The organism is Empedobacter brevis NBRC 14943 = ATCC 43319, from assembly GCF_000382425.1.
Taxonomy (GTDB): Bacteria; Bacteroidota; Bacteroidia; order Flavobacteriales; family Weeksellaceae; genus Empedobacter; species Empedobacter brevis.
This window is the reverse complement of the sequence record NZ_KB908292.1, coordinates 46,344-71,371: the sequence shown is the minus strand read 5'-3', so window position 1 is coordinate 71,371 and position 25,028 is coordinate 46,344. Positions and strand designations below refer to the sequence as shown.

Annotated in this window: 36 protein-coding genes and 1 riboswitch; of the genes, 28 read left to right on the top strand and 8 right to left on the bottom strand. The window is 34.3% G+C overall.

The window, feature by feature from the left end:
- Genes H277_RS0103620 through H277_RS0103610 form a run of 3 tightly spaced genes read left to right on the top strand, consistent with a single transcriptional unit; the run spans position 1 to position 3,416 of the window.
- Positions 1-963: a glycosyltransferase family 2 protein gene (locus tag H277_RS0103620; RefSeq protein WP_019974217.1), complete on the top strand. Its 963-nt coding sequence runs from the start codon at positions 1-3 to the stop codon at positions 961-963.
- Positions 964-983: 20 nt separating this feature from the next.
- Entirely contained in the window at positions 984-1,688 is a 705-nt protein-coding gene (locus tag H277_RS0103615; RefSeq protein ID WP_019974216.1) for a GIN domain-containing protein, read from the top strand.
- Positions 1,689-1,703: 15 nt separating this feature from the next.
- On the top strand, positions 1,704-3,416 hold the full coding sequence (locus H277_RS0103610; RefSeq protein ID WP_026357391.1) for a phospho-sugar mutase: 1,713 nt from the start codon (positions 1,704-1,706) through the stop codon (positions 3,414-3,416).
- A gap of 68 nt (positions 3,417-3,484) precedes the next feature.
- Here the strand turns inward: H277_RS0103610 and H277_RS0103605 are convergent, their stop codons facing one another.
- From H277_RS0103605 to H277_RS0103595, 3 genes are all read right to left on the bottom strand, one after another.
- Complete coding sequence (locus H277_RS0103605; RefSeq protein ID WP_019974214.1) at positions 3,485-4,582, bottom strand: inorganic phosphate transporter; 1,098 nt, start codon at positions 4,580-4,582, stop codon at positions 3,485-3,487.
- 101 nt (positions 4,583-4,683) lie between these two features.
- On the bottom strand, positions 4,684-5,790 hold the full coding sequence (locus H277_RS0103600; protein ID WP_051094525.1) for an inorganic phosphate transporter: 1,107 nt from the start codon (positions 5,788-5,790) through the stop codon (positions 4,684-4,686).
- 22 nt (positions 5,791-5,812) lie between these two features.
- Positions 5,813-6,457: a DUF47 domain-containing protein gene (locus H277_RS0103595; protein ID WP_019974212.1), complete on the bottom strand. Its 645-nt coding sequence runs from the start codon at positions 6,455-6,457 to the stop codon at positions 5,813-5,815.
- A 470-nt stretch (positions 6,458-6,927) separates the two neighbouring features.
- On the opposite strand from H277_RS0103595, the gene rpsL reads away from it, so the two are divergent.
- From rpsL to rpsN, 19 genes are all read left to right on the top strand, one after another.
- Positions 6,928-7,311, top strand: a complete 384-nt coding sequence (gene rpsL, locus H277_RS0103590; RefSeq protein ID WP_019974211.1) for a 30S ribosomal protein S12 — start codon at positions 6,928-6,930, stop codon at positions 7,309-7,311.
- Positions 7,312-7,323: 12 nt separating this feature from the next.
- Positions 7,324-7,800, top strand: a complete 477-nt coding sequence (rpsG, locus tag H277_RS0103585; protein ID WP_019974210.1) for a 30S ribosomal protein S7 — start codon at positions 7,324-7,326, stop codon at positions 7,798-7,800.
- A gap of 6 nt (positions 7,801-7,806) precedes the next feature.
- Positions 7,807-9,930, top strand: coding sequence for an elongation factor G (gene fusA, locus H277_RS0103580; protein WP_019974209.1), 2,124 nt, complete (start codon positions 7,807-7,809; stop codon positions 9,928-9,930).
- 10 nt (positions 9,931-9,940) lie between these two features.
- Positions 9,941-10,246, top strand: a complete 306-nt coding sequence (gene rpsJ, locus H277_RS0103575) for a 30S ribosomal protein S10 (RefSeq protein WP_019974208.1) — start codon at positions 9,941-9,943, stop codon at positions 10,244-10,246.
- 116 nt (positions 10,247-10,362) lie between these two features.
- The gene (locus tag H277_RS0103570; protein ID WP_019974207.1) at positions 10,363-11,913 is read left to right on the top strand and encodes a hypothetical protein; all 1,551 of its coding nucleotides are present in this window, start codon (positions 10,363-10,365) and stop codon (positions 11,911-11,913) included.
- Between the two features lie 192 nt (positions 11,914-12,105).
- A complete protein-coding gene (gene rplC / locus H277_RS0103565) occupies positions 12,106-12,735 on the top strand; it encodes a 50S ribosomal protein L3 (RefSeq protein ID WP_026357390.1) in 630 nt (209 codons plus the stop codon).
- On the top strand, positions 12,726-13,355 hold the full coding sequence (gene rplD, locus H277_RS0103560; protein ID WP_019974205.1) for a 50S ribosomal protein L4: 630 nt from the start codon (positions 12,726-12,728) through the stop codon (positions 13,353-13,355). The genes rplC and rplD overlap by 10 nt, the downstream gene beginning before the upstream one ends.
- A gap of 10 nt (positions 13,356-13,365) precedes the next feature.
- A complete protein-coding gene (rplW, locus tag H277_RS0103555) occupies positions 13,366-13,650 on the top strand; it encodes a 50S ribosomal protein L23 (protein ID WP_019974204.1) in 285 nt (94 codons plus the stop codon).
- 15 nt (positions 13,651-13,665) lie between these two features.
- Positions 13,666-14,490 (top strand): 50S ribosomal protein L2, encoded by an 825-nt coding sequence (rplB, locus tag H277_RS0103550; protein WP_019974203.1) that lies wholly within the window; start codon positions 13,666-13,668, stop codon positions 14,488-14,490.
- Between the two features lie 3 nt (positions 14,491-14,493).
- A complete protein-coding gene (gene rpsS, locus H277_RS0103545) occupies positions 14,494-14,772 on the top strand; it encodes a 30S ribosomal protein S19 (protein WP_019974202.1) in 279 nt (92 codons plus the stop codon).
- Between the two features lie 9 nt (positions 14,773-14,781).
- The gene (gene rplV, locus H277_RS0103540; protein WP_019974201.1) at positions 14,782-15,198 is read left to right on the top strand and encodes a 50S ribosomal protein L22; all 417 of its coding nucleotides are present in this window, start codon (positions 14,782-14,784) and stop codon (positions 15,196-15,198) included.
- Positions 15,199-15,202: 4 nt separating this feature from the next.
- Complete coding sequence (gene rpsC / locus H277_RS0103535; protein WP_019974200.1) at positions 15,203-15,925, top strand: 30S ribosomal protein S3; 723 nt, start codon at positions 15,203-15,205, stop codon at positions 15,923-15,925.
- 36 nt (positions 15,926-15,961) lie between these two features.
- Positions 15,962-16,381: a 50S ribosomal protein L16 gene (gene rplP / locus H277_RS0103530; RefSeq protein ID WP_019974199.1), complete on the top strand. Its 420-nt coding sequence runs from the start codon at positions 15,962-15,964 to the stop codon at positions 16,379-16,381.
- Between the two features lie 21 nt (positions 16,382-16,402).
- Positions 16,403-16,591, top strand: coding sequence for a 50S ribosomal protein L29 (gene rpmC / locus H277_RS0103525; protein ID WP_019974198.1), 189 nt, complete (start codon positions 16,403-16,405; stop codon positions 16,589-16,591).
- Between the two features lie 16 nt (positions 16,592-16,607).
- On the top strand, positions 16,608-16,862 hold the full coding sequence (gene rpsQ / locus H277_RS0103520) for a 30S ribosomal protein S17 (RefSeq protein WP_019974197.1): 255 nt from the start codon (positions 16,608-16,610) through the stop codon (positions 16,860-16,862).
- Positions 16,863-16,870: 8 nt separating this feature from the next.
- Positions 16,871-17,239 (top strand): 50S ribosomal protein L14, encoded by a 369-nt coding sequence (gene rplN / locus H277_RS0103515; protein WP_019974196.1) that lies wholly within the window; start codon positions 16,871-16,873, stop codon positions 17,237-17,239.
- A gap of 9 nt (positions 17,240-17,248) precedes the next feature.
- Positions 17,249-17,563, top strand: coding sequence for a 50S ribosomal protein L24 (rplX, locus tag H277_RS0103510; RefSeq protein ID WP_019974195.1), 315 nt, complete (start codon positions 17,249-17,251; stop codon positions 17,561-17,563).
- A 2-nt stretch (positions 17,564-17,565) separates the two neighbouring features.
- On the top strand, positions 17,566-18,129 hold the full coding sequence (gene rplE / locus H277_RS0103505; protein WP_019974194.1) for a 50S ribosomal protein L5: 564 nt from the start codon (positions 17,566-17,568) through the stop codon (positions 18,127-18,129).
- Between the two features lie 6 nt (positions 18,130-18,135).
- Positions 18,136-18,405 (top strand): 30S ribosomal protein S14, encoded by a 270-nt coding sequence (gene rpsN / locus H277_RS0103500; RefSeq protein WP_019974193.1) that lies wholly within the window; start codon positions 18,136-18,138, stop codon positions 18,403-18,405.
- A gap of 71 nt (positions 18,406-18,476) precedes the next feature.
- Here rpsN and H277_RS0103495 read toward each other — a convergent pair whose 3' ends face one another.
- From H277_RS0103495 to thiM, 5 genes are read right to left on the bottom strand one after another with little or no spacing between them, the layout of a single operon-like run.
- A complete protein-coding gene (locus H277_RS0103495; RefSeq protein ID WP_019974192.1) occupies positions 18,477-19,112 on the bottom strand; it encodes an HAD family hydrolase in 636 nt (211 codons plus the stop codon).
- Complete coding sequence (gene tenA, locus H277_RS0103490) at positions 19,097-19,759, bottom strand: thiaminase II (RefSeq protein ID WP_019974191.1); 663 nt, start codon at positions 19,757-19,759, stop codon at positions 19,097-19,099. Before tenA ends, H277_RS0103495 begins: the two co-directional genes overlap by 16 nt.
- Positions 19,743-20,579 (bottom strand): bifunctional hydroxymethylpyrimidine kinase/phosphomethylpyrimidine kinase, encoded by an 837-nt coding sequence (gene thiD, locus H277_RS0103485; protein ID WP_019974190.1) that lies wholly within the window; start codon positions 20,577-20,579, stop codon positions 19,743-19,745. The genes tenA and thiD overlap by 17 nt, the downstream gene beginning before the upstream one ends.
- The gene (thiE, locus tag H277_RS0103480; protein WP_019974189.1) at positions 20,554-21,213 is read right to left on the bottom strand and encodes a thiamine phosphate synthase; all 660 of its coding nucleotides are present in this window, start codon (positions 21,211-21,213) and stop codon (positions 20,554-20,556) included. The genes thiD and thiE overlap by 26 nt, the downstream gene beginning before the upstream one ends.
- Complete coding sequence (thiM, locus tag H277_RS0103475) at positions 21,203-22,006, bottom strand: hydroxyethylthiazole kinase (RefSeq protein ID WP_019974188.1); 804 nt, start codon at positions 22,004-22,006, stop codon at positions 21,203-21,205. The genes thiE and thiM overlap by 11 nt, the downstream gene beginning before the upstream one ends.
- A gap of 83 nt (positions 22,007-22,089) precedes the next feature.
- A riboswitch (TPP riboswitch) is annotated at positions 22,090-22,182 on the bottom strand.
- 288 nt (positions 22,183-22,470) lie between these two features.
- Here thiM and rpsH point away from each other — a divergent pair.
- Genes rpsH through rplO form a run of 6 tightly spaced genes read left to right on the top strand, consistent with a single transcriptional unit; the run spans position 22,471 to position 25,021 of the window.
- A complete protein-coding gene (rpsH, locus tag H277_RS0103470; RefSeq protein ID WP_019974187.1) occupies positions 22,471-22,872 on the top strand; it encodes a 30S ribosomal protein S8 in 402 nt (133 codons plus the stop codon).
- Positions 22,873-22,894: 22 nt separating this feature from the next.
- Positions 22,895-23,440, top strand: a complete 546-nt coding sequence (rplF, locus tag H277_RS0103465; RefSeq protein ID WP_019974186.1) for a 50S ribosomal protein L6 — start codon at positions 22,895-22,897, stop codon at positions 23,438-23,440.
- A 13-nt stretch (positions 23,441-23,453) separates the two neighbouring features.
- A complete protein-coding gene (gene rplR / locus H277_RS0103460) occupies positions 23,454-23,807 on the top strand; it encodes a 50S ribosomal protein L18 (protein WP_019974185.1) in 354 nt (117 codons plus the stop codon).
- Positions 23,808-23,823: 16 nt separating this feature from the next.
- Positions 23,824-24,345: a 30S ribosomal protein S5 gene (gene rpsE / locus H277_RS0103455; RefSeq protein WP_019974184.1), complete on the top strand. Its 522-nt coding sequence runs from the start codon at positions 23,824-23,826 to the stop codon at positions 24,343-24,345.
- Positions 24,346-24,356: 11 nt separating this feature from the next.
- Positions 24,357-24,536, top strand: a complete 180-nt coding sequence (gene rpmD / locus H277_RS0103450; protein ID WP_019974183.1) for a 50S ribosomal protein L30 — start codon at positions 24,357-24,359, stop codon at positions 24,534-24,536.
- 29 nt (positions 24,537-24,565) lie between these two features.
- Positions 24,566-25,021, top strand: a complete 456-nt coding sequence (gene rplO / locus H277_RS0103445; protein WP_019974182.1) for a 50S ribosomal protein L15 — start codon at positions 24,566-24,568, stop codon at positions 25,019-25,021.
- The last annotated feature ends 7 nt before the right edge of the window (positions 25,022-25,028 follow it).

Below are 25,028 nucleotides of genomic sequence, written 5' to 3'. Positions count from 1 at the left end.
ATGGATATTTCAGTTGTTATTCCTTTATTGAATGAACAGGATTCCTTAGAGGAATTATTCTACAGAATCAAAAAAGTATGTGAACAGAATGATTTTACATTCGAAGTCATTTTCGTTGATGACGGAAGTACAGATGATTCGTGGCAGATTATAGAATATATTGCCAACTTCAATCCTGAAGTAAAAGGAATTAAATTCCGAAAAAACTATGGTAAATCACCTGCATTGAGCGCTGCTTTCAAAGAAGTGAAGGGAGATGTTGTCATTACAATGGATGCTGATTTACAGGATTTTCCTGAGGAAATTCCTTCGTTATATAAAATGTTGAAAAATCAAAAGGCAGACATTGTTTCCGGTTGGAAAGAGAATCGTCAGGACAATAAATTGACAAAAAACCTTCCTTCGAAACTATTCAATGGTGTAGCAAGAAAAACATCCGGCGTTAAATTGCATGATTTTAACTGTGGATTAAAAGCTTACCGTTGGGAAGTGACCCAAAACATTGAATTGTATGGAGATATGCACCGTTATATTCCTGTATTGGCTAAAAATGCCGGATATTCGAAAATTATAGAGAAGAAAGTAAAACATCAGGCACGTAAATATGGTGTTTCAAAATTTGGTGCAAATCGTTTTGTAAATGGTTTCTTGGATTTGATCACACTTTTCTTTACTTCGAAATTTGGAAATAAACCCATGCATATTTTTGGGTTGCTAGGAACTTTAATGTTTATCTTAGGACTTTTATCTTCCTTTTATATCGGAATCGAAAAACTATATAAAGTTTACATTTCGCATACACCGGCTAAATTAATTACAGATAGTCCTTACTTTTATATCTCATTAGTTTTCATGGTTTTAGGGACTCAGTTATTTTTGGCGGGATTTTTGGGCGAATTAATCGTTCGCAATAACAGAGAAAAACAATTGTATTTAGTTCAGAAACAATTGAATTTAAACTAATAAGAAAAAAACCAACTACTATGAGAAAAATTATTTTGTTAACACTTTTAGGAGTAGCTGCTACATCTTGTTCATCGTCTATTGATGGGGAAGGAGCTGCGACTGCTCAGAAAGAATATACGGCAGATAATATAAAAGATCTGAATGTTTCGTGTAATTGTAATGTCATTTTAGTTCCGGGAAACAAGTCGGGGATTAAGATAGAATCGCATCAAAATATTATTGATAATTTAGAAGTTGAAGCAAAAAACAACGCTGTTTCAATCAAAGAAAAATCGAATGTTGATCAATACAGTGCTTATGATCTTTATGTGTATGTTACTCGCGATTTAGAAAAAATCAGTGTAGCTAAGCAAACATCACTTACAACTTCAGGAACATTAAATGTGGATGAATTGGAAATGAATGCGAAAGATCAAACAAGAATCAACCAAACGTTTTTAATTACCAATAACTTTAATTTGAAAGCAGAAGATCAATCGAATATCATGTTAGAAGGAACTGCAGGGACGATGAAAGTAAAAGCTTACGGAGAAGCTAAATTGAATTTATTCAAATATGAAGTGAACGAAGCTAATTTTACAACAGATGATAATGCATTATTAGATATTAATGCTCGTCAAACGTTATATGGTTCGGCAAAAGGAAATTCAATTGTAAATTTTATGGGTGACCCTAACAAGGATACTAAAATTGCCGATCGCGCTCAAGTAATAAAAAAATAATAGACAAGAAAAATGATTTCAAGTTTAGACAATGCTAAATTATGGCTTTCTGACGCTTATGATGCGGAAACAAGAAAAGCTGTTCAAGATTTAATTGATCATAATCCAACGGAACTAGACGATTCTTTTTACAAAAACTTAGAGTTTGGTACAGGAGGAATGCGTGGAATAATGGGGGTAGGAACAAATCGCTTAAACAAATACACGCTTGGTGCAGCAACACAGGGTTTAGCAAATTATATCAATCAACAATTTCCATCGAAAGAGAAAAAAGTGGCAATTGCATATGATGTTCGTCACAATTCAGATACGTTTGCTAAAATGGTGGCAGATGTTTTAACAGCGAACGGGATTCATGTTTATTTATTTGAATCTTTCCGTCCAACGCCAGAATTGTCGTTTACAGTTCGTCATTTAGGTTGTGATGCTGGAATTGTTTTGACTGCTTCTCATAATCCTCCAATTTACAACGGCTACAAAGTTTATTGGAATGATGGAGCGCAAATTGTTCCACCACAAGATGGAGAAATTATCAACGAAGTAAATCATGTAAAAGTTGAAGAAATCAAATTTCAAGGAAATGATGAATTATTAACATACATCGGAAAAGAAATTGATGAAGCTTTTATTAAAGCATGTGTAGAGAACGGAAGTTTTACTCAGGAAGGAAAAAAAGACATCAAAATTGTTTTTACTTCTATTCACGGAACTTCTGTTGCAATTACGCCAAAAGCTTTTGAGAAAGCTGGTTTTACACAAGTTTATCAGGTTGCTGAACAAGCAATTCCAAGTGGTGATTTTCCTACAGTAAAATCACCAAATCCAGAAGAGCCGGAAGCGTTGGTTATGGCAGTTGCTTTAGCAAACGAAATTGGCGCTGATGTTGTAATTGGAACAGATCCTGATGCGGATCGTGTAGGTGTTGCAACGCGTAACAACGAAGGTGAAATTGTTTTGTTAAATGGGAACCAAATGAATACTGTTTTGGCCTACTATTTATTAGAAAAATGGCAAGAAGCGGGTAAATTAGTTGGAAAAGAATTCATCGGTTCGACAATTGTTACCTCTGATATTTTCTATGATATTGCGGCGAAATTCAATGTTGATTGTAAAGTCGGCTTAACAGGTTTCAAATGGATTGCAGATATGATTCGTAAATTCGAAGGCAAAGAAAGTTTTGTTGGAGGGGGAGAAGAATCATTCGGATTTATGGTTGGGGATTTTATCCGCGATAAAGATTCTGTTACAACAGCATTATTGGTTTCTGAAATTGCTGCTGTCCAAAAAGCGAAAGGAAGTTCATTATACAATAAACTAACAGAAATCTATCTTGAATTAGGAAAAGCTTATCAAGAAGATTTGATTAATATTGTAAAACCTGGTAAAGAAGGAGCAGAGTTGATCGCGCAAATGATGGTTGATTTCCGTACAAATTCTCCCAAACAATTAGCAGGATCTAAAGTTGTTCGTGTAAAAGATTTTCAGACTTCTGTTGACAAAGATTTAGTTTCCGGTGAAGAAAAAACAATCGATGTGCCTCAATCCAATGTATTAATTTTTTATACAGAAGATGGAAGTAAAGTCGCTTGCCGTCCTTCAGGAACAGAACCGAAAATTAAGTATTATTTTTCGGTGAATGCACCAATCTCGAATAAGGAAGATTATCCGAGAATTCAACAGCAATTATTAACGAAAATCGATTCGTTGAAAGAAGATTTTAGTAAATAATCATTTAAAATTATACATATAAAAAGGCGGTCAATTGACCGCCTTTTTATATGTATGTAAGTGTATTTTTAGAAAAACATTAAAAATAGATAGTAAAAACCTGTGGCAATAAGTGCAGAAACAGGAATCGTTAATATCCAAGCCCATAATAAACTAATGGTCACTCCCCATCGTACTGCAGAAACTCTTTTTACCATCCCTACACCAATAATAGATCCTGTAATGACGTGTGTTGTAGAAACAGGCATTTTGATGTGTTCTGTAAAGAATAACGTAATAGCAGATGCGGTCTGAGCGGTAAAACCTTCGATAGGCGTGATTTTTGTAATCTTATTTCCCATTGTTTTCAAGATTTTCATTCCACCTCCTAACGTTCCCAATGCAATTGCTGAGAAACACATAATCGGAACCCAATCGTGAATGTCAGTACTACTGGATGTAATAAACCAGTTTTTCCAGTCGAAAACATCGTTCAAAACCCATTCACTCATATCTGTATTTACAATGGCTTGTTGATTAGCCAATAAAGCAAATGTTATTACCCCCATTACTTTTTGAGAATCATTCAAACCGTGTCCGATACTTAACAGAGCTGAAGAAACAAGCTGTAACTTTTTGAACCAAGAATCCGCTTTATGAGGTTTTATATTTCTGCACAGGTTTAATGTAATGATGTAAATCACATTTCCAGCAATAAGTCCTATAACGGGTGCAACGAGTATAAATGCAACAATTGTTAGGATAATTGTATTGTTGATAGCTGAAAAATTATAGCCGGTTGCAGCAAGTGCCCCACCAGCCAAGCCACCAATCAAAGTGTGAGAAGAGGAAGAGGGAATTCCCAATTTCCATGTTAGCAGATTCCATGTAATCGCTGCAGAAAGTGCTGCCATTACAACAATTGAAGGATTAGAGCCAAATGCGACGACAACATCTTCTTTAATAATTTTGGCAATAGTGTCTGCAACTCCAAATTCTCCAATGATAAATTTAGCAATAAAAAAAGCAACAAAATTGAAAAAAGCAGCCCATATAACTGCTTGAATTGGAGTTAAAACTTTTGTTGTGACAACAGTTGCAATAGAGTTTGCGGCATCATGAAAACCATTTAGAAAATCGAATAAAATGGCTAAGCCGATAATGATAAATAATACGGTTAATTGCATTGCGCAAATTTAAAAATTTATTAAACTTATTATTTATCAATTTCAAAAATTATTTAAAAAATAAAAAAGGAGCTAATTAAGCTCCTTTTACTGTATATATTTTATATAAATAATGTGACAACGTAATAGATTAATGCAGCTAATATTGCCGAAACAGGAATGGTAAGAACCCATGCCCAAAGTAAACTAATGGTTATTCCCCAACGAACTGCTGAAACACGTTTCGTTAAGCCTACACCGATAATAGATCCTGTAATTGTGTGTGTTGTAGAAACCGGAATTCCGAAATGTTCAGAAATATAAAGTGTCATAGCTCCCGAAGTTTCTGCCACTACACCTTCTAATGGTGTTACTTTTGTAATTTTAGAACCCATTGTTTTGATGATTTTCCAACCACCACCCATTGTACCTAAAGCGATAACAATAAATGATGTGATAGGTACCCATCCCCAATGAGCAACAAAGTATTGAAATTTATCTTCAGCCTGTACGTATGCAGGATCAAAATCGACATTCATGTGATAGAAAATAACTGCGGCTCCAATGATACCCATTACTTTTTGAGCATCATTCATACCATGACCTAAAGAGAAGAGAGCAGAAGAAACCAATTGTAATTTCTTGAACCACCATTCAGCTTTAGCAGGTTTTGCTTTCTTACAGATATGAAGTGTAATGATTGTCAAAATCGAAGCAATTATCATCCCGATTAAAGGGGCTAATACAATAAACAATACAATTGGAATAACTTTCTTGTAGACAATTACATCTTCTCCACCGGCAGAAAAACCACCTGCATGCGCAAGAGCAGCCCCAATAAATCCTCCGATTAAAGTGTGAGATGATGAAGAAGGGATACCGAATTTCCAAGTTAACAGATTCCAAGAAATAGCAGCAATAATTCCGGCTAAAATTACTTCTAATGTAATGAAGTGCTCATTAACTGACTTTGCAATCGTGTTACCGATCTTAAATTCTCCAATCCAATATACCGAAATAAAATAAGCAGCGAAATTAAATGCTGCAGCCCATAAAACAGCTTGAAAAGGAGTTAAAACTTTTGTTGCCACGATGGTAGCAATAGAGTTTGCAGCATCATGAAAACCATTGATATAATCAAAAACAAAAGCCAATAAGATAATCGTAATCAATAAAATTCCTGGCGTAGACGATAACATACTCGAGAACGCTGAAAAAAATTCTGTCATAATCTTTTAGATTAAGTTTTGGTTATGAGTGTTTTACAGCTACAGCCTCCAGTACATTTGCAACACTTTTACACTTGTCTGTTGCAGATTCTAATGATGATAAAACCTCTTTATACTTGATGATGTTTTTAGCATCAGTTTCGTTTTCGAAAATTTCTTGAACTGCTTTGTCAAAAATACGATCCGATTTATTTTCTAATTTATTGATTCGTTCGCATATCTCGTAAATACGATTTACGTTTCTCAAATCTTTTAATTGTTCAATTCCTTCTCCAATTAATTGACAAGCTTCTAAGTTAACAGCTGTAATTTTTCGGATGGATTTTGTGATCTTATCTACTTGATAAATATTGATACGATTTGCTGCTCCATTTAAGTTGTCCGCAACATAATCGATAGACTTCACTAATTGATAAATATCTTCTCTATCAAAAGGCGTAATAAAATTTTTGCTTAATTCTAAATTTGTTTTTTGAGTTAAGTATTCAATCTTACTTTCAATTTTCGAAATTTGAGCGATGTAATCTTCGCGTTCCTCAACTGGTGCATTTACACACTCGTGTAATAATTCAGCTAATTTGATTAAACTTTTTGAAGCTTCCTCGAACAAAGGATAGAATACTTTATCCTTTGGAGTAAATAATTTAAAAAAAGAGTTTACCGACATTTAAATAATGTTTTGAAGTGCAAAATTAATTTTTCTAATGTAAAATTAACATTAAATAAATATTATCCGAATATTTTTATAAAAATAGTCAGTAGTTAAAACAAGATTCAGAATGATTAAAAATATAACGTATAGGGTATAAAAAAACTCCAATAAGTTAAAATTAATAAAAATCATCTGTTTGTAGAATTTGAGTTGGGAATAGATCTAAAGGGGAACAATTTTTATATAACTATTAAAATAGAACTTGATACAAGAGTTTAAAAAGGGTTTATTGATTAATTAATGAATTCTTAGTATCGTTAAATTAAATGCTTTAATGAGTATGTAAAATTAAGCTTATTTTGTTATAAAATTTTATAAATCAATGTAAAATAAATCTATAATTATTTGTTTTTGTATAAATTATTTGTAGTTTTGCATGCCCAAAAAATGGGTTTAATCCAAATTTAAAAGGAAATTTAATTAGTATGCCAACAATTCAACAATTAGTTAGAAAAGGTAGAAAAAAACTAACCAAGAAGAGTAAATCGGCTGCATTGGAATCATGTCCACAACGCCGCGGTGTTTGTACACGTGTTTACACTACAACTCCTAAGAAACCTAACTCAGCAATGCGTAAAGTTGCTCGTGTTAGATTAACAAACGGAAAAGAAGTTAACGCGTACATCGGTGGTGAAGGTCATAATCTTCAAGAGCACTCGATAGTATTGGTTAGAGGTGGTAGAGTTAAAGATTTACCAGGTGTTCGTTACCACATTGTACGTGGAGCGTTAGATACTGCGGGAGTAAACGGACGTACTCAACGTAGAAGTAAGTATGGAGCGAAACGTCCTAAAGATGCTAAAAAATAAATTTAAGGTAAGATGAGAAAGACAAGAGCTAAAAAAAGACCTTTACTTCCAGATCCTAAATTTAATGATCAGTTAGTAACTCGTTTCGTAAACAACTTAATGTACGACGGAAAAAAATCTGTAGCATTCAAAATTTTCTATGATGCGTTAGAAATCGTAGATTCTCGTAAAGAAGATGCAGAAAAAACTTCATTAGACATTTGGAAAGAAGCATTATCTAATGTAATGCCTCACGTAGAAGTACGTTCTCGCCGTGTTGGTGGAGCTACATTCCAAATTCCAATGGAAATTCGTCCGGATCGTAAAATTTCTACAGCAATGAAATGGTTAATCAAATATTCTCGTAACAGAAACGAGAAATCGATGGCTCAAAAATTAGCTGGGGAAATTATTGCAGCTGCTAAAGAAGAAGGATCTGCCGTTAAAAAACGTCAAGATACTCACAAAATGGCAGAAGCGAATAAAGCGTTTTCACACTTTAGATTCTAAGACACGATGGCAAGAGATTTAAAATACACAAGAAACATTGGTATTGCTGCTCACATCGATGCAGGAAAAACTACAACTACAGAGCGTATCTTATTCTATTCAGGTAAAAATCACAAAATTGGAGAAACACATGATGGAGCTTCAACAACGGATTGGATGGAACAAGAAGCTGAACGTGGTATTACAATTACTTCAGCTGCAGTAACTGTAGATTGGACATTCCCAACAGAACAAGGTAAGCCATTACCAGATGCTAAAGGGTATCACTTTAATATTATCGACACTCCTGGTCACGTTGACTTTACAGTAGAGGTAAACCGTTCTTTACGTGTTTTAGATGGTTTAGTTTTCTTATTTTCAGCAGTAGATGGAGTTGAACCTCAGTCTGAAACAAACTGGCGTTTAGCAGATAACTATAAAGTTCCTCGTTTAGGTTTCGTTAACAAAATGGACCGTCAAGGAGCTGACTTCTTAAATGTATGTCGTCAAGTACGTGAAATGTTAGGATCAAACGCTGTTCCTATCGTTTTACCAATCGGTGACGAAGCTGATTTTAAAGGAGTTGTAGATTTAATTAAAAACCGTGCAATTGTATGGCATGATGAAAATCATGGTGCTACTTTTGATGTTGTTGACATTCCAGCTGAAATGGTTGATGATGTAAAACAATTCCGTGGTCAATTAATTGAAGAGGTAGCTGCGTACGACGAAGACTTATTAGAGAAGTACATGGAGGATGAAAACTCTATTACTGAAGAAGAAGTTAACGCTGCATTACGTGCTGCAACATTAGATATGTCTATCATCCCAATGACTTGTGGATCTTCGTTCAAAAACAAAGGTGTACAATTCATGTTAGATGCTGTATGTCGTTACTTACCATCTCCAAGTGATAAAGAAGCGATCCCAGGAACTGACCCAAAAACTGATGAGCCTATTTCAAGAAAGCCTTCAGTTGATGAGCCATTCGCAGCATTAGCATTCAAAATTGCTACTGACCCATTCGTAGGTCGTTTAGCATTCTTCCGTGCTTATTCAGGAGGATTAGACGCTGGTTCTTACGTATTAAATACTCGTTCTGGTAACAAAGAACGTATTTCTCGTATTTTCCAAATGCACGCTAACAAACAAGAACCTATCGAGAGAATCGAAGCAGGTGATATTGGAGCGGCAGTAGGTTTTAAAGATATCAAAACAGGAGATACTTTATGTGATGAAAAAGCACCTATCGTATTAGAGTCTATGGACTTCCCAGATCCAGTAATTGGTATCGCTGTTGAACCTAAAACGAAAGCTGACGTTGATAAATTAGGTATGGCTTTAGCTAAATTAGCTGAAGAAGATCCAACATTCCAAGTAAAAACTGATGAGGCTTCTGGTCAAACAGTTATTTCTGGAATGGGTGAGTTACACTTAGATATCATCGTTGACCGTTTAAAACGTGAATTTAAAGTAGAGGTGAACCAAGGTGAACCTCAAGTAGAATACAAAGAATCATTCTCAAGACCGGCTAACCATCGTGAGGTTTACAAAAAACAATCAGGTGGACGCGGTAAATTTGCTGATATCGTTTTCGAAATGGGGCCAGCAGATGAAGGTAAAACAGGTTTAGAATTCGTTTCTGAGATTAAAGGTGGTAACGTTCCTAAAGAATTTATCCCTTCAATTGAGAAAGGATTCAAAGCTGCAATGAAGAATGGACCTTTAGCAGGATTCGAAATGGATTCGTTAAAAGTTACTTTAAAAGATGGATCTTTCCACCCTGTGGATTCTGACCAATTATCTTTCGAGTTAGCTGCTCAAATGGGGTACAAAGCTGCTGCTAAAGCTGCTGGTGCTCAAATTTTAGAGCCTATCATGAAGTTAGAGGTTTTAACTCCAGAAGAAAATATGGGTGACATCGTAGGTGACTTGAACAGAAGACGTGGACAAGTTTCAGGTATGGATGATAGAAATAACGCTAAAGTTATTAAAGCTATGGTTCCATTATCAGAAATGTTCGGATACGTAACATCATTACGTACATTATCTTCTGGTCGTGCTACATCTACTATGGAATTCGATCACTACGCTCCGGCACCAACAAACGTGTCTGAAGCTGTAATCGCTAAAGCAAAAGGTAACGCTTAATTCAAGAAAAATGAGTCAAAAAATTAGAATAAAATTAAAATCTTACGATTATAGTTTAGTTGATAAATCAGCTGAAAAAATCGTAAAAACTGTAAAAGCTACAGGAGCTGTTGTTAATGGACCAATTCCATTACCAACTCACAAAAGAATCTTTACAGTTTTAAGATCTCCACACGTGAACAAAAAATCTCGTGAGCAATTTCAATTATCAGCTCACAAAAGATTATTAGACATTTATTCTTCTTCATCTAAAACAGTAGATGCTTTAATGAAGTTAGAATTACCTAGTGGTGTTGAAGTAGAAATTAAAGTATAGTTAGACTTACTTTAAATAAATATAAACCTCGAGAAGTGCACATCTCGAGGTTTTTTTATGCAGTTTTGTTTACTAATTTTTTTATATCTTTAAAAAGGTCAATCGCTTATATCACGATGAAATTATCTGTTTACAAAACGTATTATTTTGCATGTCTCTTTTTCTTGATTGTTGGATTGTGTAAAAGTCAAACTCAAAAAGATCTTCTTGAAACCTTAAAAAAGGAAAAAGAAACAGTTGCATTTCTAGCCAATATGGAAAGTATAGGCTTTAAACTTAGTGCTGGAAAAACTAATTTTAATCCAAAAGATGATTCAAATTTTGATAAAATGAACTTTGATAAATCAGTTTCAAAAGTATCTTTGGATTCTTTTTTTAATCAATTAAGTGTAAAAGTTAGTTCAGTTTATCCGTATAATATTTTCAGTATAGACAAAGATCAATTTGATTTAATTAAATTTCTTTCGATGGATAATTTTTATTTTTTAGATAATCCACATTTGGAAGCAACTTATACGTCAACAAAAATTACTTTTTTAGATGGAACTTCAATAAATGGTGATGACTACAAAGTGTCCTTGGAAACGATTCAGGAAAAATATGGAACCGCTGATGAATATGGTTATGTAGATGTTGACGAAGAAAGATTGTCTGACTTAGAAAAATTAATTTGGAAAGAAAGTAATGCATTTAAATATCATTTTGCGATAAAATCTCCTCAACCAGTTTCTTCATTAGATTATCAAATTGAGTTTGTTATTCCGAAATCTGAAAATTATACATTATCAACAGCAAATAAGACGGCATTAACTAAATTCGGAGAAATTAAATTGCTCGAAATTAATGGTGCAAGTGCAAGTTTATTGATCCCGACTCAATTAAAAAAGAAAGTTGAGATTTATGCAATTTATAAAGATGGCAGAGTATTGAAACGAAAATCGCAAAACTCGAATACTGTTTATAGTGATGCACAAAAAAAAGAATTTAACAATTTGCTAAAAACGTATGAATTAGCAGAGGTAGAAATAAATAATAAGTCAATCAAGAGTACAGAAGAATTAGAGAAATTTATACATAAAAATTCAACGAATTATTCGAGTGATTTTTTTGAACCAGAACATACTTATTATGAATTTGGTTTTGCCGGTCCAATTGATTATCTAAAAATTAAAGTATTGAATTTGGAAGATAAACCAGAACTGTTTCAGATTTCGACAAATGTAAAAACTGAAGACAACGAATTTGTTCTTTCAAAAGATATTAAATCTGGTTTATTCGGAATTCTTGATGTGAAAGGTGAATGGGCGGTTAACCCCCTTTTTACAGATTATGTCCGGCAGATGAATAAATATTTTTTTCGTGATCAGATAGATTTTGGAGATACATCTGATGAAAAAAGTTATGACCGAGTGTATTGGTTTGATCGTGTAAATAAAGCGGTTAAAAGAGTAGACTATATTCCGGACAGTTTAGAGTTGTATGCTGGCAAATATTGTATTGTAGAGAAAGGGATTAATGGGCCAGAGGGAGTTGTAGATGGATTAACAGGAGAAATTATTGTTCCGTTACAATATTATAATGTCCTTTATGAAGATGGAAAATGGGTTGCTAAAACAAATAATGGTCAAAAAGTATATTACTCATTACAAGGAAAAAGGGTTGAATAAAACAATAGAGTAAGGTGTTAATTCTTTCTTCAAACTAGATTGTCGTACATTATGTGAATAAATAATTAATTGAAAGTTTGGTGATTATAAAATATTTTGTACATTTGCATGCTAATTTTAGAGAAGATCTCTAGTGGTCGAAAGTCCACATTCTCTAAAATATTAAACAAATTATTAACATATTTTAATCAAATGTCAGGTATCATTGGTAAAAAAATCGCGATGACTAGCTTATTTGATGAGAACGGGAAAAATATTCCTGTGACTATCGTAGAGGCTGGACCATGTGTGGTTACTCAAGTCAGAACCGTAGAGAAAGATGGGTACGTTGCTGCTCAACTTGGTTTCGATGACGCAAAAGAAAAAAACACGACTAATGCTTTAAAAGGTCACTTTAAAAAAGCAGGAACTACTCCAAAAAGAAAGTTAGTTGAGTTTTACGGAGAAGAATTCGTAAACTCTTTAACTCTAGGAGGAGAAGTTAACGTTGAGTTATTCAACGAAGGAGAATTTGTAAGTGTTACAGGTACTTCAAAAGGAAAAGGTTTCCAAGGTGTTGTTAAACGTCATGGTTTCGGTGGGGTAGGTCAAGCTACACACGGTCAACATAACCGTTTAAGAGCTCCAGGTTCTATCGGTGCTGGTTCAGATCCGTCTCGTGTATTCAAAGGAATGCGTATGGCTGGAAGAATGGGTGGTAAACAAGTTACTGTTCAGAACTTAAAAGTACTTAAAGTGGATACTGAGAAAAATCTTTTAATTGTTAAAGGTGCTATCCCAGGTCCTAAAAATTCATACGTAATCGTTAGAAGATGGAAGTAGTAGTATTAAACATCAAAGGTCAAGAAACTGGAAGAACAGTATCTTTAGACGAGGCAGTTTTCGGAATTGAGCCTTCTACACACACAGTGTACTTAGAAGTTAAACAATATTTAGCAGCTCAACGCCAAGGAACGCACAAAGCAAAAGAAAGAGCTGAGATTGCGGGATCAACTCGTAAAATCAAAAAGCAAAAAGGAACAGGTACTGCTCGTGCAGGTTCTATTAAATCTCCAGTGTTTAGAGGAGGAGGTAGAGTTTTCGGACCACGTCCAAGAAACTACTCTTTTAAATTAAACAAAGCACAAAAGAGATTAGCTAAAAAATCAGTTTTATCACAAAAATTAGCTGAGAATGAAATCAAAGTTGTTGAAAACTTTTCTTTCGAAGCTCCAAGAACAAAAGAGTTCAAAACTGTTTTAACTGATTTAGGATTAGAGAACACAAAATCTTTATTCGTATTAGGAGAGTCTAATAACAATGTATATTTATCTTCTCGTAACTTACAAAAAGTTAAAGTTGTTACAACTGAGGAATTAAATGTATTTGATTTAATCAATGCTTCTCAAATCGTATTTTTAGAAGGTTCTTTAGCTACAGTTCAAGAAAATTTAACAAAATAAGACGAAGAAAATGGGAATCATAATTAAACCAGTAATTTCAGAGAAAGCAACTAATAACAGTGAGTTATTAGGGCAATATTCGTTTTATGTAGACACAAAAGCTAACAAAATTCAAATCAAAGAAGCTGTAGAAAAAACTTACGGTGTAAATGTAGTTTCTGTTAGTACTTTAGTTTCTGCTCCAAGAGTGAAAACTCGTTATACAAAAACAGGTTTTCAAACTGGAAAAACAAATAAGTTGAAAAAAGCGATCGTTAGCTTAGCTGAAGGTCAAGAAATAGAGTTGTTCGGATAATTTAAGAATTAAAAAATGTCAGTAAGAAAATTAAAACCTATCACCCCGGGACAACGTTTTAGAGTGGTTAATGAATTTGCGGCAGTAGACAAAGGTGCTAAGCCAGAAAAGACATTAGTTGAAGGAAAATCTAAATCGGGTGGACGTAACAACACTGGTAAAATGACAATGCGTTATATCGGTGGTGGACACAAACAAAAATATCGTATCATCGACTTCAAACGTGATAAAGAAGGTGCTGCAACTGTAGAATCTGTACAATACGATCCAAACAGAACTGCATTCATCGCTTTATTATCTTACGAAGATGGTGAAAAACGTTACATTATTGCTCAAAATGGTTTGAAAGCTGGACAAGTGATTGTTTCAGGAGAAAATGTAGAACCAGAAGTAGGTAATGCGATGAAGCTTAAAAACATGCCATTAGGTACTGTAATCTCTTGTATTGAGTTACGTCCGGGGCAAGGAGCTGTTATGGCAAGAAGTGCAGGTACTTATGCTCAATTAGTTGCGCGTGATGGTAAATATGCTATCGTTAAGTTACCAAGTGGTGAATCAAGAATGATTTTAGTGGAGTGTAAAGCAACAGTAGGTGTTGTTTCTAACACAGACCATCAGTTAGAAGTTTCTGGTAAAGCTGGTCGTTCTAGATGGCAAGGTCGTCGTCCAAGAACTCGTCCAATGGTTATGAACCCTGTAGATCACCCAATGGGTGGTGGTGAAGGTCGTGCGACAGGAGGTATTCCTCGTTCTCGTAACGGTATTCCATCTAAAGGTTACAAAACTCGTGACAAGAAGAAAGCGTCTAACAAATATATTGTTGAAAGAAGAAAAAAATAATTTATGGCACGTTCATTAAAAAAAGGACCATTCATCCACTATAAATTAGAAAAGAAAGTTCTTGCTAACGTAGAAAGCGGTAGCAAAAACGTGATCAAAACATGGTCAAGAGCATCAATGATTTCTCCTGATTTTGTTGGTCAAACAATCGCAGTACACAATGGAAAGCAATTTATTCCTGTTTATGTAACTGAGAATATGGTAGGTCATAAATTAGGTGAGTTCGCTCCTACACGTACTTTTAGAGGTCATGCCGGAGCTAAAAACAAAGGAAAAAAATAGTAGAAGGCCATGGGATCTAGAAAAAGATTAAGTAACGAAAGAATCAAAGAAGCTAACAAGCAGGTAGCTTTTGCGAAATTAAATAATGTTCCTACTTCTCCTCGTAAGATGAGATTAGTAGTAGATATTATCCGTGGAGTTGAAATTCAAAAAGCTTTAGGTATTTTAAAATATACTAAAAATCACGCTTCAATTCGTTTAGAGAAATTGTTATTAAGCGCTATCGCTAACTGGCAAATCAAAAACGAAGGAGCTGATGTTGAAGAAGCTGGATTATATGTTAAAGAAATCTCTGTTGATAGTGCACGTCAATTAAAAAGAATTCGTACTGCACCTCAAGGTAGAGCACATAGAATCAGAAAACGTTCAAACCATGTAACTTTGGTTTTAGGAACTAAAGAAGATAAACAAAAAGTACAAGATTAAGAATATGGGACAAAAAACTAATCCAATCGGAAATCGTTTAGGAATCATCAGAGGATGGGATTCTAACTGGTACGGTGGAAATGATTACGGTGATAAAATTGCAGAAGATGCAAAAATTCGTACTTATTTAAGAGCACGTTTGTCTAAAGCCGGAGTTTCTCGTATTTACATCGATCGTACTTTAAAATTGGTTACAGTAACTGTAACTACTGCTCGTCCAGGTATCATCATTGGTAAAGGTGGACAAGAAGTTGACAAATTAAAAGAAGAGTTAAAGAAAATCACTGGTAAAGAGGTTCAAATTAACATCTTTGAAATTAAGAGACCAGAATTAGATGCAATCTTAGTAGGTGATAGTATCGCTCGTCAAATTGAGAATCGTATTTCTTACCGTCGTGCAATCAAAATGGCTATTCAATCTGCAATGAGAATGAATGCAGAAGGAATTAAAGTTCAAATCTCTGGTCGTTTAAATGGTGCAGAGATGGCGCGTTCAGAAACTTATAAAGATGGACGTATTCCTTTGTCTACATTCCGTGCGGACATTGATTACCACATTTCAGAAGCTCATACAACTTATGGTCGTTTAGGGATCAAAGTATGGATCATGAAAGGTGAGGTATATGGTAAGAGAGAATTATCTCCTTTAGTTGGATTACAAAAGAAACAAAAGAAATCTGACAACAACAGAAAGGGAGGTGAAAGATCTAATAATAGAAAGCGATAATTTAGTTTAACAACTAACATAAAGAATTAAGTAGATATGTTATCACCGAGAAGAGTAAAGTTTAGAAAAACCCAAAAAGGTAAGATGAAAGGTGTTTCTCACAGAGGAACTCAATTAGCTTACGGGACTTTCGGGATCAAATCTTTAGACGAAGCGTTTATTACAGCTCGTCAAATCGAGGCAGCTCGTATTGCTGCAACTCGTTTCATGAAGAGAGAGGGTCAATTATGGATTAAAATATTTCCAGATAAACCAATTACTAAGAAACCAGCAGAGGTACGTATGGGTAAAGGTAAAGGTGCACCAGAATATTGGGTAGCTCCGGTACAACCAGGTCGTATTTTATTCGAAGTAGGAGGTGTGCCATTAGAGGTTGCAACTGAAGCATTGCGTTTAGCAGCTCAGAAGTTACCAGTTAAGACTAAGTTTATCGTTGCACGTGATTTCCAAAATTAATAATTTCAAAATTAAGAAAAAATGAAAGCAGCAGATATTAGAAATCTAAGTGTAGAGGAGTTACAAGCTAAAATAGCTGAAGAACAAGCGAACTACGATCAATTGAAATTGACGAACGCTGTTTCTCCTGTAGCAAATCCAATCGGTATCAGACAATTACGCAGAACAATTGCTCGTTTGAATACCGTTTTAAACGAAAAACAATCATAACAGTAATCTGTAACTGATGGAAAGAAAATTAAGAAAAGAAAGAGTAGGTTTAGTTACATCTAATAAAATGGAAAAAACCATTGTTGTAGCTGAAACGAAGAAACAAAAGCACCCATTCTATGGGAAATTCGTTTTAAAAACGAAGAAATATACAGCGCACGACGAAAATAACGAGTGTAACGAAGGTGACACAGTGCGTATCATGGAAACTCGTCCTTTGTCTAAAAACAAAAGATGGAGATTAGTAGAAATCATTGAAAGAGCTAAATAATATAAGTTATGTTACAACAAGAATCTAGATTAAAAGTTGCAGATAACACAGGAGCTCGTGAAGCATTAGTAATCCGCGTTTTAGGTGGTACTAAAAGAAGATACGCATCAGTAGGTGATAAAATCGTAGTTGCGATCAAAGAAGCTACACCTTCAGGAAACGTTAAAAAAGGTGCTGTATCAAAAGCTGTTGTAGTTAGAACTAAAAAAGAAGTTCGTAGAAAAGACGGTTCATATATCCGTTTCGACGATAATGCATGTGTATTATTGAACACTCAAGGAGAAATGCGTGGAACTCGTGTATTCGGTCCAGTTGCTCGTGAGTTACGTGATAAAGAATATATGAAAATTGTATCATTAGCCCCAGAGGTATTATAATAGAACAACATGGCAAAGTTAAAAATTAAAAAAGGAGACAAAGTAGTCGTATTATCAGGTTCTTCAAAAGGACAAACTGGTACTGTGTTACGCGTATTCCCTGACAAAGCTAAAGCTATCGTTGAAGGGGTTAATATCGCAAAAAAACGTGTAAAGCCAAGCGCACAAAATCCACAAGGTGGAGTTGTTGAAAAAGAAGCTCAAATCTATATTTGCAAATTGGCTTTAGTAGATCCTGAAACTGGAAAAGCAACAAAAGTAGCGATTAAAGAAGAAGGAGGTAAAAAAGTAAGAATTGCTAAAAAATCTGGTAAAGCTATTTAAGAATGAGTACAACAACATACACACCTCGTCCGCAGGTTAAATATAAAGAAGAGATTGTAGCTGCTCTTAAAGAAGAGTTTGGATACAAATCGATTATGCAAGTTCCTAAATTAGAGAAAATTGTATTATCTCAAGGTTTAGGTGCTGCTACAGCTGACAAAAAAATCGTTGATTACGCTATCGAAGAGTTAGAATTAATCACAGGTCAAAAAGCAGTAGGAACTATTTCTAAGAAAGATGAAGCAGCTTTCAAATTACGTAAAGGAATGCCAATTGGGGCTAAAGTAACTTTACGTGGTGAGAAAATGTACGAATTCTTAGATCGTTTAGTATCTGCAGCTTTACCTCGTGTACGTGATTTTAACGGAGTTTCTTCTACAGGTTTCGATGGTAGAGGTAACTATAACTTAGGTGTTAAAGAACAAATTATCTTCCCTGAAATTAATATTGATAGAATCAAGAAAATTCAAGGTTTAGATATTACATTTGTAACTTCTGCGAACACAGATAAAGAAGCGAAAGCTTTATTGTCTAAATTCGGATTACCATTTACTAAAGAAAAATAAGAAGTCATGGCTAAAGAATCAATGAAAGCGCGTGAGCGCAAAAGAGAAGCATTAGTTGCTAAATATGCTGCGAAACGTCAAGCTTTATTAGAAGCTGGTGACTACGAAGCATTACAAAAATTACCTAAAAACGCTTCTCCTGTACGTTTACACAACCGTTGTAAATTAACAGGTCGTCCAAGAGGATACATGAGAACTTTCGGGATCTCTCGTGTAACTTTCCGTGAAATGGCGAACGAAGGGTTAATCCCAGGTGTTAAAAAAGCGTCTTGGTAATCTAATTACAAAGAGCAAATTATATAAAAAAACCTTACGCTTAGCGTAAGGTTTTTTTGTTTCTGTAAGGTTTATATTTCTTTGATCAATTCCCTAAAATCAGCTATGTAATTTGGCTGATGACAAAAATCTGAATTGTTGTAAATTTTATAATTTAAACCAGCATCTTTTGCTGCATTAATTCCGGTGAGTGAATCTTCGATAACTAAAACTTCTTCCTTTTGCTTTTCTGATAATGATAAAGCTTTTAAATAAGGTTCTGCATTTGGTTTACCTTTCGAAACATCATCTGCTGAAATAGTATGATCAAAATAGGAATGAAGTTTTAATTGCTGAAAAGCATAATCAATTTGTCTTCTCGAGGAATTGGAAACAAGAACAATTTGAATCTGATTGGCTTTTAAATGTTCCAACATCTCAGCAACATGACCGTTTAATTGTACAAACGGATGAAAATTTTCGACATAAAATTTTTCTGTCCAATTGATTATTTCCTCGTACAAATGATTTGTAAAGCGTTGCTGGTTTTCTAACATCAATTGGATTGCTTCATTTGTTGTGAAATTCATTCCGTCATTTTCTACCAAACATATCATATCCAGCCGATATATTTTAACGACTTCATCAAACATCAGCTCCCATAATTGTTGACTGTCTACGATTACCCCATCAAAATCAAAAAAGATGGCATTTATTTTCTTTCCCATGTGATCTTTTCATAAGATGCATTCCAAAACTGAAATTCTAATTCGCTTGCTTTGACAAAAGCTTCTAGCATTTGTTCTTTTATTTTTTCAGTTGCTCCTTCTGCAATCTTATCAACATAATTTTTCGCTTTTTTTACACCTTCACCAAATTCATCTCCACTATAGGTGTCAATCCATTTTTGATACGGATTATTTTCTTTTGTTTGATTTTTGATGATTTCATCACCAACTTCTTTATAAATCCAAAAGCAAGGCAAAACAGCAGCTAATGCAATTTCAATAGGTTCGAATGCAGCTGTACTTTTTAAGAAATGTGAATAATGGTGACAAACAGGTTGTGTTTCGATGGTGATGTTTTGCGACAATCCAAAATCCTCAAAATAGGATTCGTGTAAAGCACGTTCAACAATCAATGCATTTTTTCCGAATTCGAAAAAGTCAATGGCTTGTTGATTGTCTTCAGATTTTGATCCAATGGCAGCTAATACTCGTCCAAAATGTTCCAAATATTTTGCATCTTGTAACATGTAAAACTGAAATTTCTCTATTGGTAATGCCCCATTTTGCAATTCAATTATAAAAGGCATATTTAGAATATCATTGTAAATAGGCGCGATGGTTTCCCAAGCTTTAGTTGTGAATGTCATAAGTTTTTAATTTTTGTGGATTAAATAAATGATTAAGAGGTCCATTTCCTTTTCCAATTGTTAGGTCTTTACTTCCTAATATTGCCTGTTCAACATATTCTTGTGCAAGTTGTACACTTTCTGTGAGTGAAAATCCCAAAGCTAAATTACATGCAATTGCAGAAGATAGCGTGCAGCCTGAACCATGCGTATTTTTTGTCTCTATTTTTTGAGAGGTATAACTTTGTACAGGTTGTTTTTTTTGAAATAAATAACTGATAATTTTTTCTTGCTGAAGATGCCCGCCTTTTAATAAAAGATTCTGACAACCTAAATTTAAAATCGTTTCTCCATAAGCAAGCATCAATTCAGCAGAATCAATTTTATGATTTACCAAAATACTTGCTTCATCAAGATTTGGTGTGATAAGCATGGCCAAAGGAAAAAGCTTTTCTATGCAAGCTTCAAGTGTTTCTTCTTTGATTAACCGATGTCCACTTGTCGCAACCATGACAGGGTCATAAACAATCGGTTTATTGTAATTTTTTAATTCCTCTGAAATGATATGAACCAATTCAACACTATGAACCATTCCAATTTTTATTGCATCAGGATAAATATCCTCTAATATGGATTGAATTTGTTCACGAATTGCTTGTGCAGGAATTTCGTAAATATTTTGTACGCCTTGTGTATTTTGAACAGGCAAGGCTGTCAATACATTTGTTGCATAACAGCCATGAGCAGAAATTGTTTTGGTATCAGCTTGTATGCCGGCGCCACCGCTTCCGTCAAATCCGGCAATTGTTAAGACACTATATGCTTTTTGGATGGTATTCATTTTCGTTGATAATTTGTTTTAAAATTTGGGCAGATTTTTTTGGATTCTTGCTTCCGCAAATTGCAGAAACAATTGCAACACTATCTGCACCGGCTTGTATGATTTTGGCAATATTACTTTCATTAATCCCGCCAATTGCAATCAATGGTTTTGATGTTTTAGTTTTCAAAAATTTTAATCCTTCAAAACCCCACTCAGTAATCGTATTGGTTTTCGTTGGAGTCAAAAATATTGGACTTACCCCTAAATGATGTACATATTTCATTTCATCATCATCCAACTGTTTGATAATTTCTATAGACCAGCCAATATTTTTTGGAGCTTGTGCATTTTTCTGAATTTCAGAAGGTAGTATATCCGACTGCCCGACATGTATTCCCCAAGCGTTAACAGTAGTTGTGACCTCTAATGAATCGTTAATAATCAAAGGGATGTTGTAGTGATCCGTAATTTTTTTTAATGTTGCAGCTTTTGAAATGTATTCGCTGGCAGTACAATTTTTTTCCCGAAGCTGAATGATATCAACCCCACCTATAATTGCTTGCTCTGCAACATCTAACCAGTGAAGATGTGTACAATCTTTTTCAGAAATGACCAAATACAAGGGATAAGGAAAAGTTGGATTAATCTTCATAAACTGAGATTTTCAAATTTGCTTGAATTTCTTCTGCAGATATATGGTATAACGTGTCATACAAATTCATTTGTAAGGTTCCTGGGCCATTACTTTTTTTCTGTGCCAATTCACCTGCTAAACTAAATATGGCCATGCCGCTAACCGTTTCGAGGAAAGGATTTTCATTAAGGCCAATAAAAGCACCGATGCTAGCTGTTGCTGAACAACCTAAACCAGTAACTTTAGTCATCAATTCATGACCATTTTTAATTTCAATTATCGGATTGTTGGATACAATAAAATCTGAAGCACCTGAAATGCACACAACAGAATCAATTTCCCGGTTTAAATTGTGGGCTGCTTTTATCGCTTGATTACTTTGATGTGTACTGTCGACACCTTTTCCTTGAACAGCTTCGAAGGTATCTAAAGCTAAAATTTCTGAAGCATTTCCTCTGATGACAGTTGGATGATAGCGAAGCAGTTCTTTTATAAGTTCATTTCTGAAAGTTGAAATTCCAGCACCAACAGGATCTAACACCCAAGGTTTATTCAGTTGATCTGCTTTTTTTGCTGCAATTAGCATGCTTTCTGCCCAATAATCATCAAGAGTTCCGATATTGATGACTAGTGCATTTGAGATTTTGACAATATTTTCCACTTCTTTGTGTGCATGTATCATAACAGGTGATGCTCCAATTGCCAAAAGAGCATTTGCAGTATTGTTCATTACCACAAAATTGGTGATGTTGTGAACAAGCGGATTTTTTGTCCGGACAGCATGTAAATTTTGAATAATTAGATTTTCCATTAATTGATAATTTTTTAGAATGAAACAATTAATGGCTAAAGAGGATTTTCTTTGAAAATAAAGCGTTGCAAATATTAAATAATTGCATAGATATTGCTTTTCCCTACGTCGGTGTTAACCGTATCAGGTTCAAAGGGACTCTCTCAATTCTTTTCAGAATACCCCTAAAGCCAAATCAAATTTATATAAATTGTTTTGACTTTCATCTATTTTTTTAAGAATAAAAGTAGAAGATTACATCAAGAATTAATTGTTGAGATCGATTAAAAAGATAAATAAATATAAAGATTGAGTTTCATGTTTTATCTTAATTCCTAGTTATAAAACGATTAAAAATAAATTATTAAGATTAATAGTTTGTAATTAAAAAATATGCAATATATTTGCAACCCAAATGCATAGTGCATTTTGGTAAAAGTTTAATTTTAAAAGTAGTACTTCGGTGCTATACTATAGAATTATTTATGTATACAGATCCAATTTCAGATTTTCTAACTCGTGTTAGAAATGCAATGATGGCAGGACACAAAGTAGTGGAAATCCCTGCATCTAAAATTAAAAAAGAGATCACTAAGATCTTATTTGAACAAGGTTACATTTTGAACTACAAATTTGAAGGTCAAGATCAACCTCAAGGAACGATTAAAATCGCTTTAAAGTACGATAAAGTTACGAAAGAGCCAGCTATCCGTAAAATTAAAAGAGCTTCAACTCCAGGTTTACGTCAATATGCAGGATCTAAAGAATTGCCTCGTGTATTAAACGGTTTAGGTGTTGCGATCATTTCAACTTCTAAAGGTGTTATGACAGATAAACAAGCTCGTCAAGAGAATGTTGGTGGTGAAGTTTTATGTTTTGTTTATTAATCTTTTAAAAAATTAAGAAATTATGTCAAGAATAGGACACGCACAGATCAATATTCCTTCAGCTGCAACAGTTGAATTTAAAGATAACGTAGTTACTGTAACTGGTAACAACATTACAATGACAAGAGAGTTAAAAGAAGGATTTGATGTAAAAATCGAAGACGGAGTTTTAACTGTAGTTCGTCCAAACGAATCTAAAGATAGTAAAGCTTTACATGGTTTATACCGTTCATTGATCAATAATATGGTTATCGGTGTAACAGAAGGTTTTAAAAAACAATTAGAATTGATTGGGGTAGGTTATAGAGCATCTAACCAAGGACAAAAATTAGATTTGTCATTAGGTTTCTCTCACAACATCATTATCGAATTACCAACGGAAGTTAAAGTTGAAACTTTAACTGAAAAAGGTAAAAGCCCTGTGATTACATTATCGTCTCACGATAATCAATTATTAGGAATGGTTGTAGCTAAAATTCGTTCTTACCGTAAGCCAGAGCCTTACAAAGGAAAAGGAATTAAGTTCGTAGGGGAAATTATTAGAAGAAAAGCAGGTAAATCTGCATAAAAATCATTGAAAAATGGCATTATCTAAAGTAGAAAAAAGACAAAAAATAAAAAGACGCGTGCGTCGAAATATTTTTGGAACAGAAACTAAACCTCGTTTGTCAGTTTACCGTTCTAACAAAGAAATTTACGCTCAAATTATTGACGATAACAGTGGAGTAACTTTAGCTTCTGCATCATCTCGTGAAAAAGGTGTTTCTGTAGAAGGTACAAAAACTGATGTTTCTGCATCTGTTGGTAAAGCTTTAGCTGCAAAAGCTATTGCAAAAGGAATTGAAACTGTAGTTTTTGACCGTAACGGTTTCGTGTATCATGGTAGAATCAAAGCTTTAGCAGATGGTGCTAGAGAAGGTGGATTAAAATTCTAAAAAAGAGAAAGAAATTATGTTAGGATTTAAAAACGTAGAAAGAGTAAAACCAACAGGTTTAGATTTAAAAGATCGTTTAGTTGGAGTACAACGTGTTACTAAAGTAACAAAAGGAGGTAGAGCATTTGGTTTCTCTGCAATCGTAGTAGTAGGTGATGGAAACGGAGTAGTAGGTTTTGGATTAGGTAAATCTAAAGATGTTGCTTCTGCAATTGCTAAAGCTATCGAAGATGCAAAGAAAAACTTAGTACGTATCCCATTGTTTAACAACACAATTCCTCATGAGCAAGAAGCTCGTTTCGGTGGTGCGCAAGTATTCATCCGTCCGGCAGCAAAAGGTACAGGGGTAATTGCAGGTGGTACAGTACGTGCGGTATTAGAATCAGTTGGTGTACATGATGTATTATCAAAATCGAAAGGTTCTTCTAACCCTCACAATGCGGTAAAAGCTACATTCCGTGCTTTATTGAGCTTACGTTCTGTAGAAACAATTGCACGTCAAAGAGGTATTTCTATAACTAAAGTGTTCAACGGTTAAAAAAAAGTAAAATGAGCAAAGTAAGAGTAAAACAAACACGTAGCGCAATCAACCGTGATAAATCTCAAAAAGCTACATTAGTTGCTTTAGGTTTAAAAAAGTTGAATCAAGTTGTTGAGCACGAATCTACACCTCAAATTGAAGGTATGATTCGTAAAGTTTCACACTTAGTAGTAGTAGAAAGAGCTTAATCGCTTTTAACCTTTAAAAGATTATTAAAATGAATTTAAGTAATTTAAAACCAGCAGCTGGTTCAGTAAAAAATAAATTCCGTAAAGGTAGAGGTGAAGGTAGTGGAAACGGTTTGACTGCAGGTCGTGGACACAAAGGTGCTAAATCTCGTTCTGGTTATTCAAGAAAAATCGGATTTGAGGGTGGACAAATGCCTTTACAAAGACGTTTACCTAAATTTGGTTTCAAAAATATCAACAGAGTTGAGTACACAGGAATCAATTTAGATACAATTCAACAATTAGTTGATAACAACAAAATTACAGATACTTTAAACAAAGAAACATTAGTACAATTAGGTTTAGCTCACAAAAACGACTTAGTGAAAATCTTAGGTCGTGGAGAGTTAAAAGCTACTGTTAATGTTACTGCTGATAAATTCACTCAATCTGCTCAAGAGGCTATTGAGAAAGCAGGAGGTAAAGTAGAATTAGTTAACGCTTAAGAATATA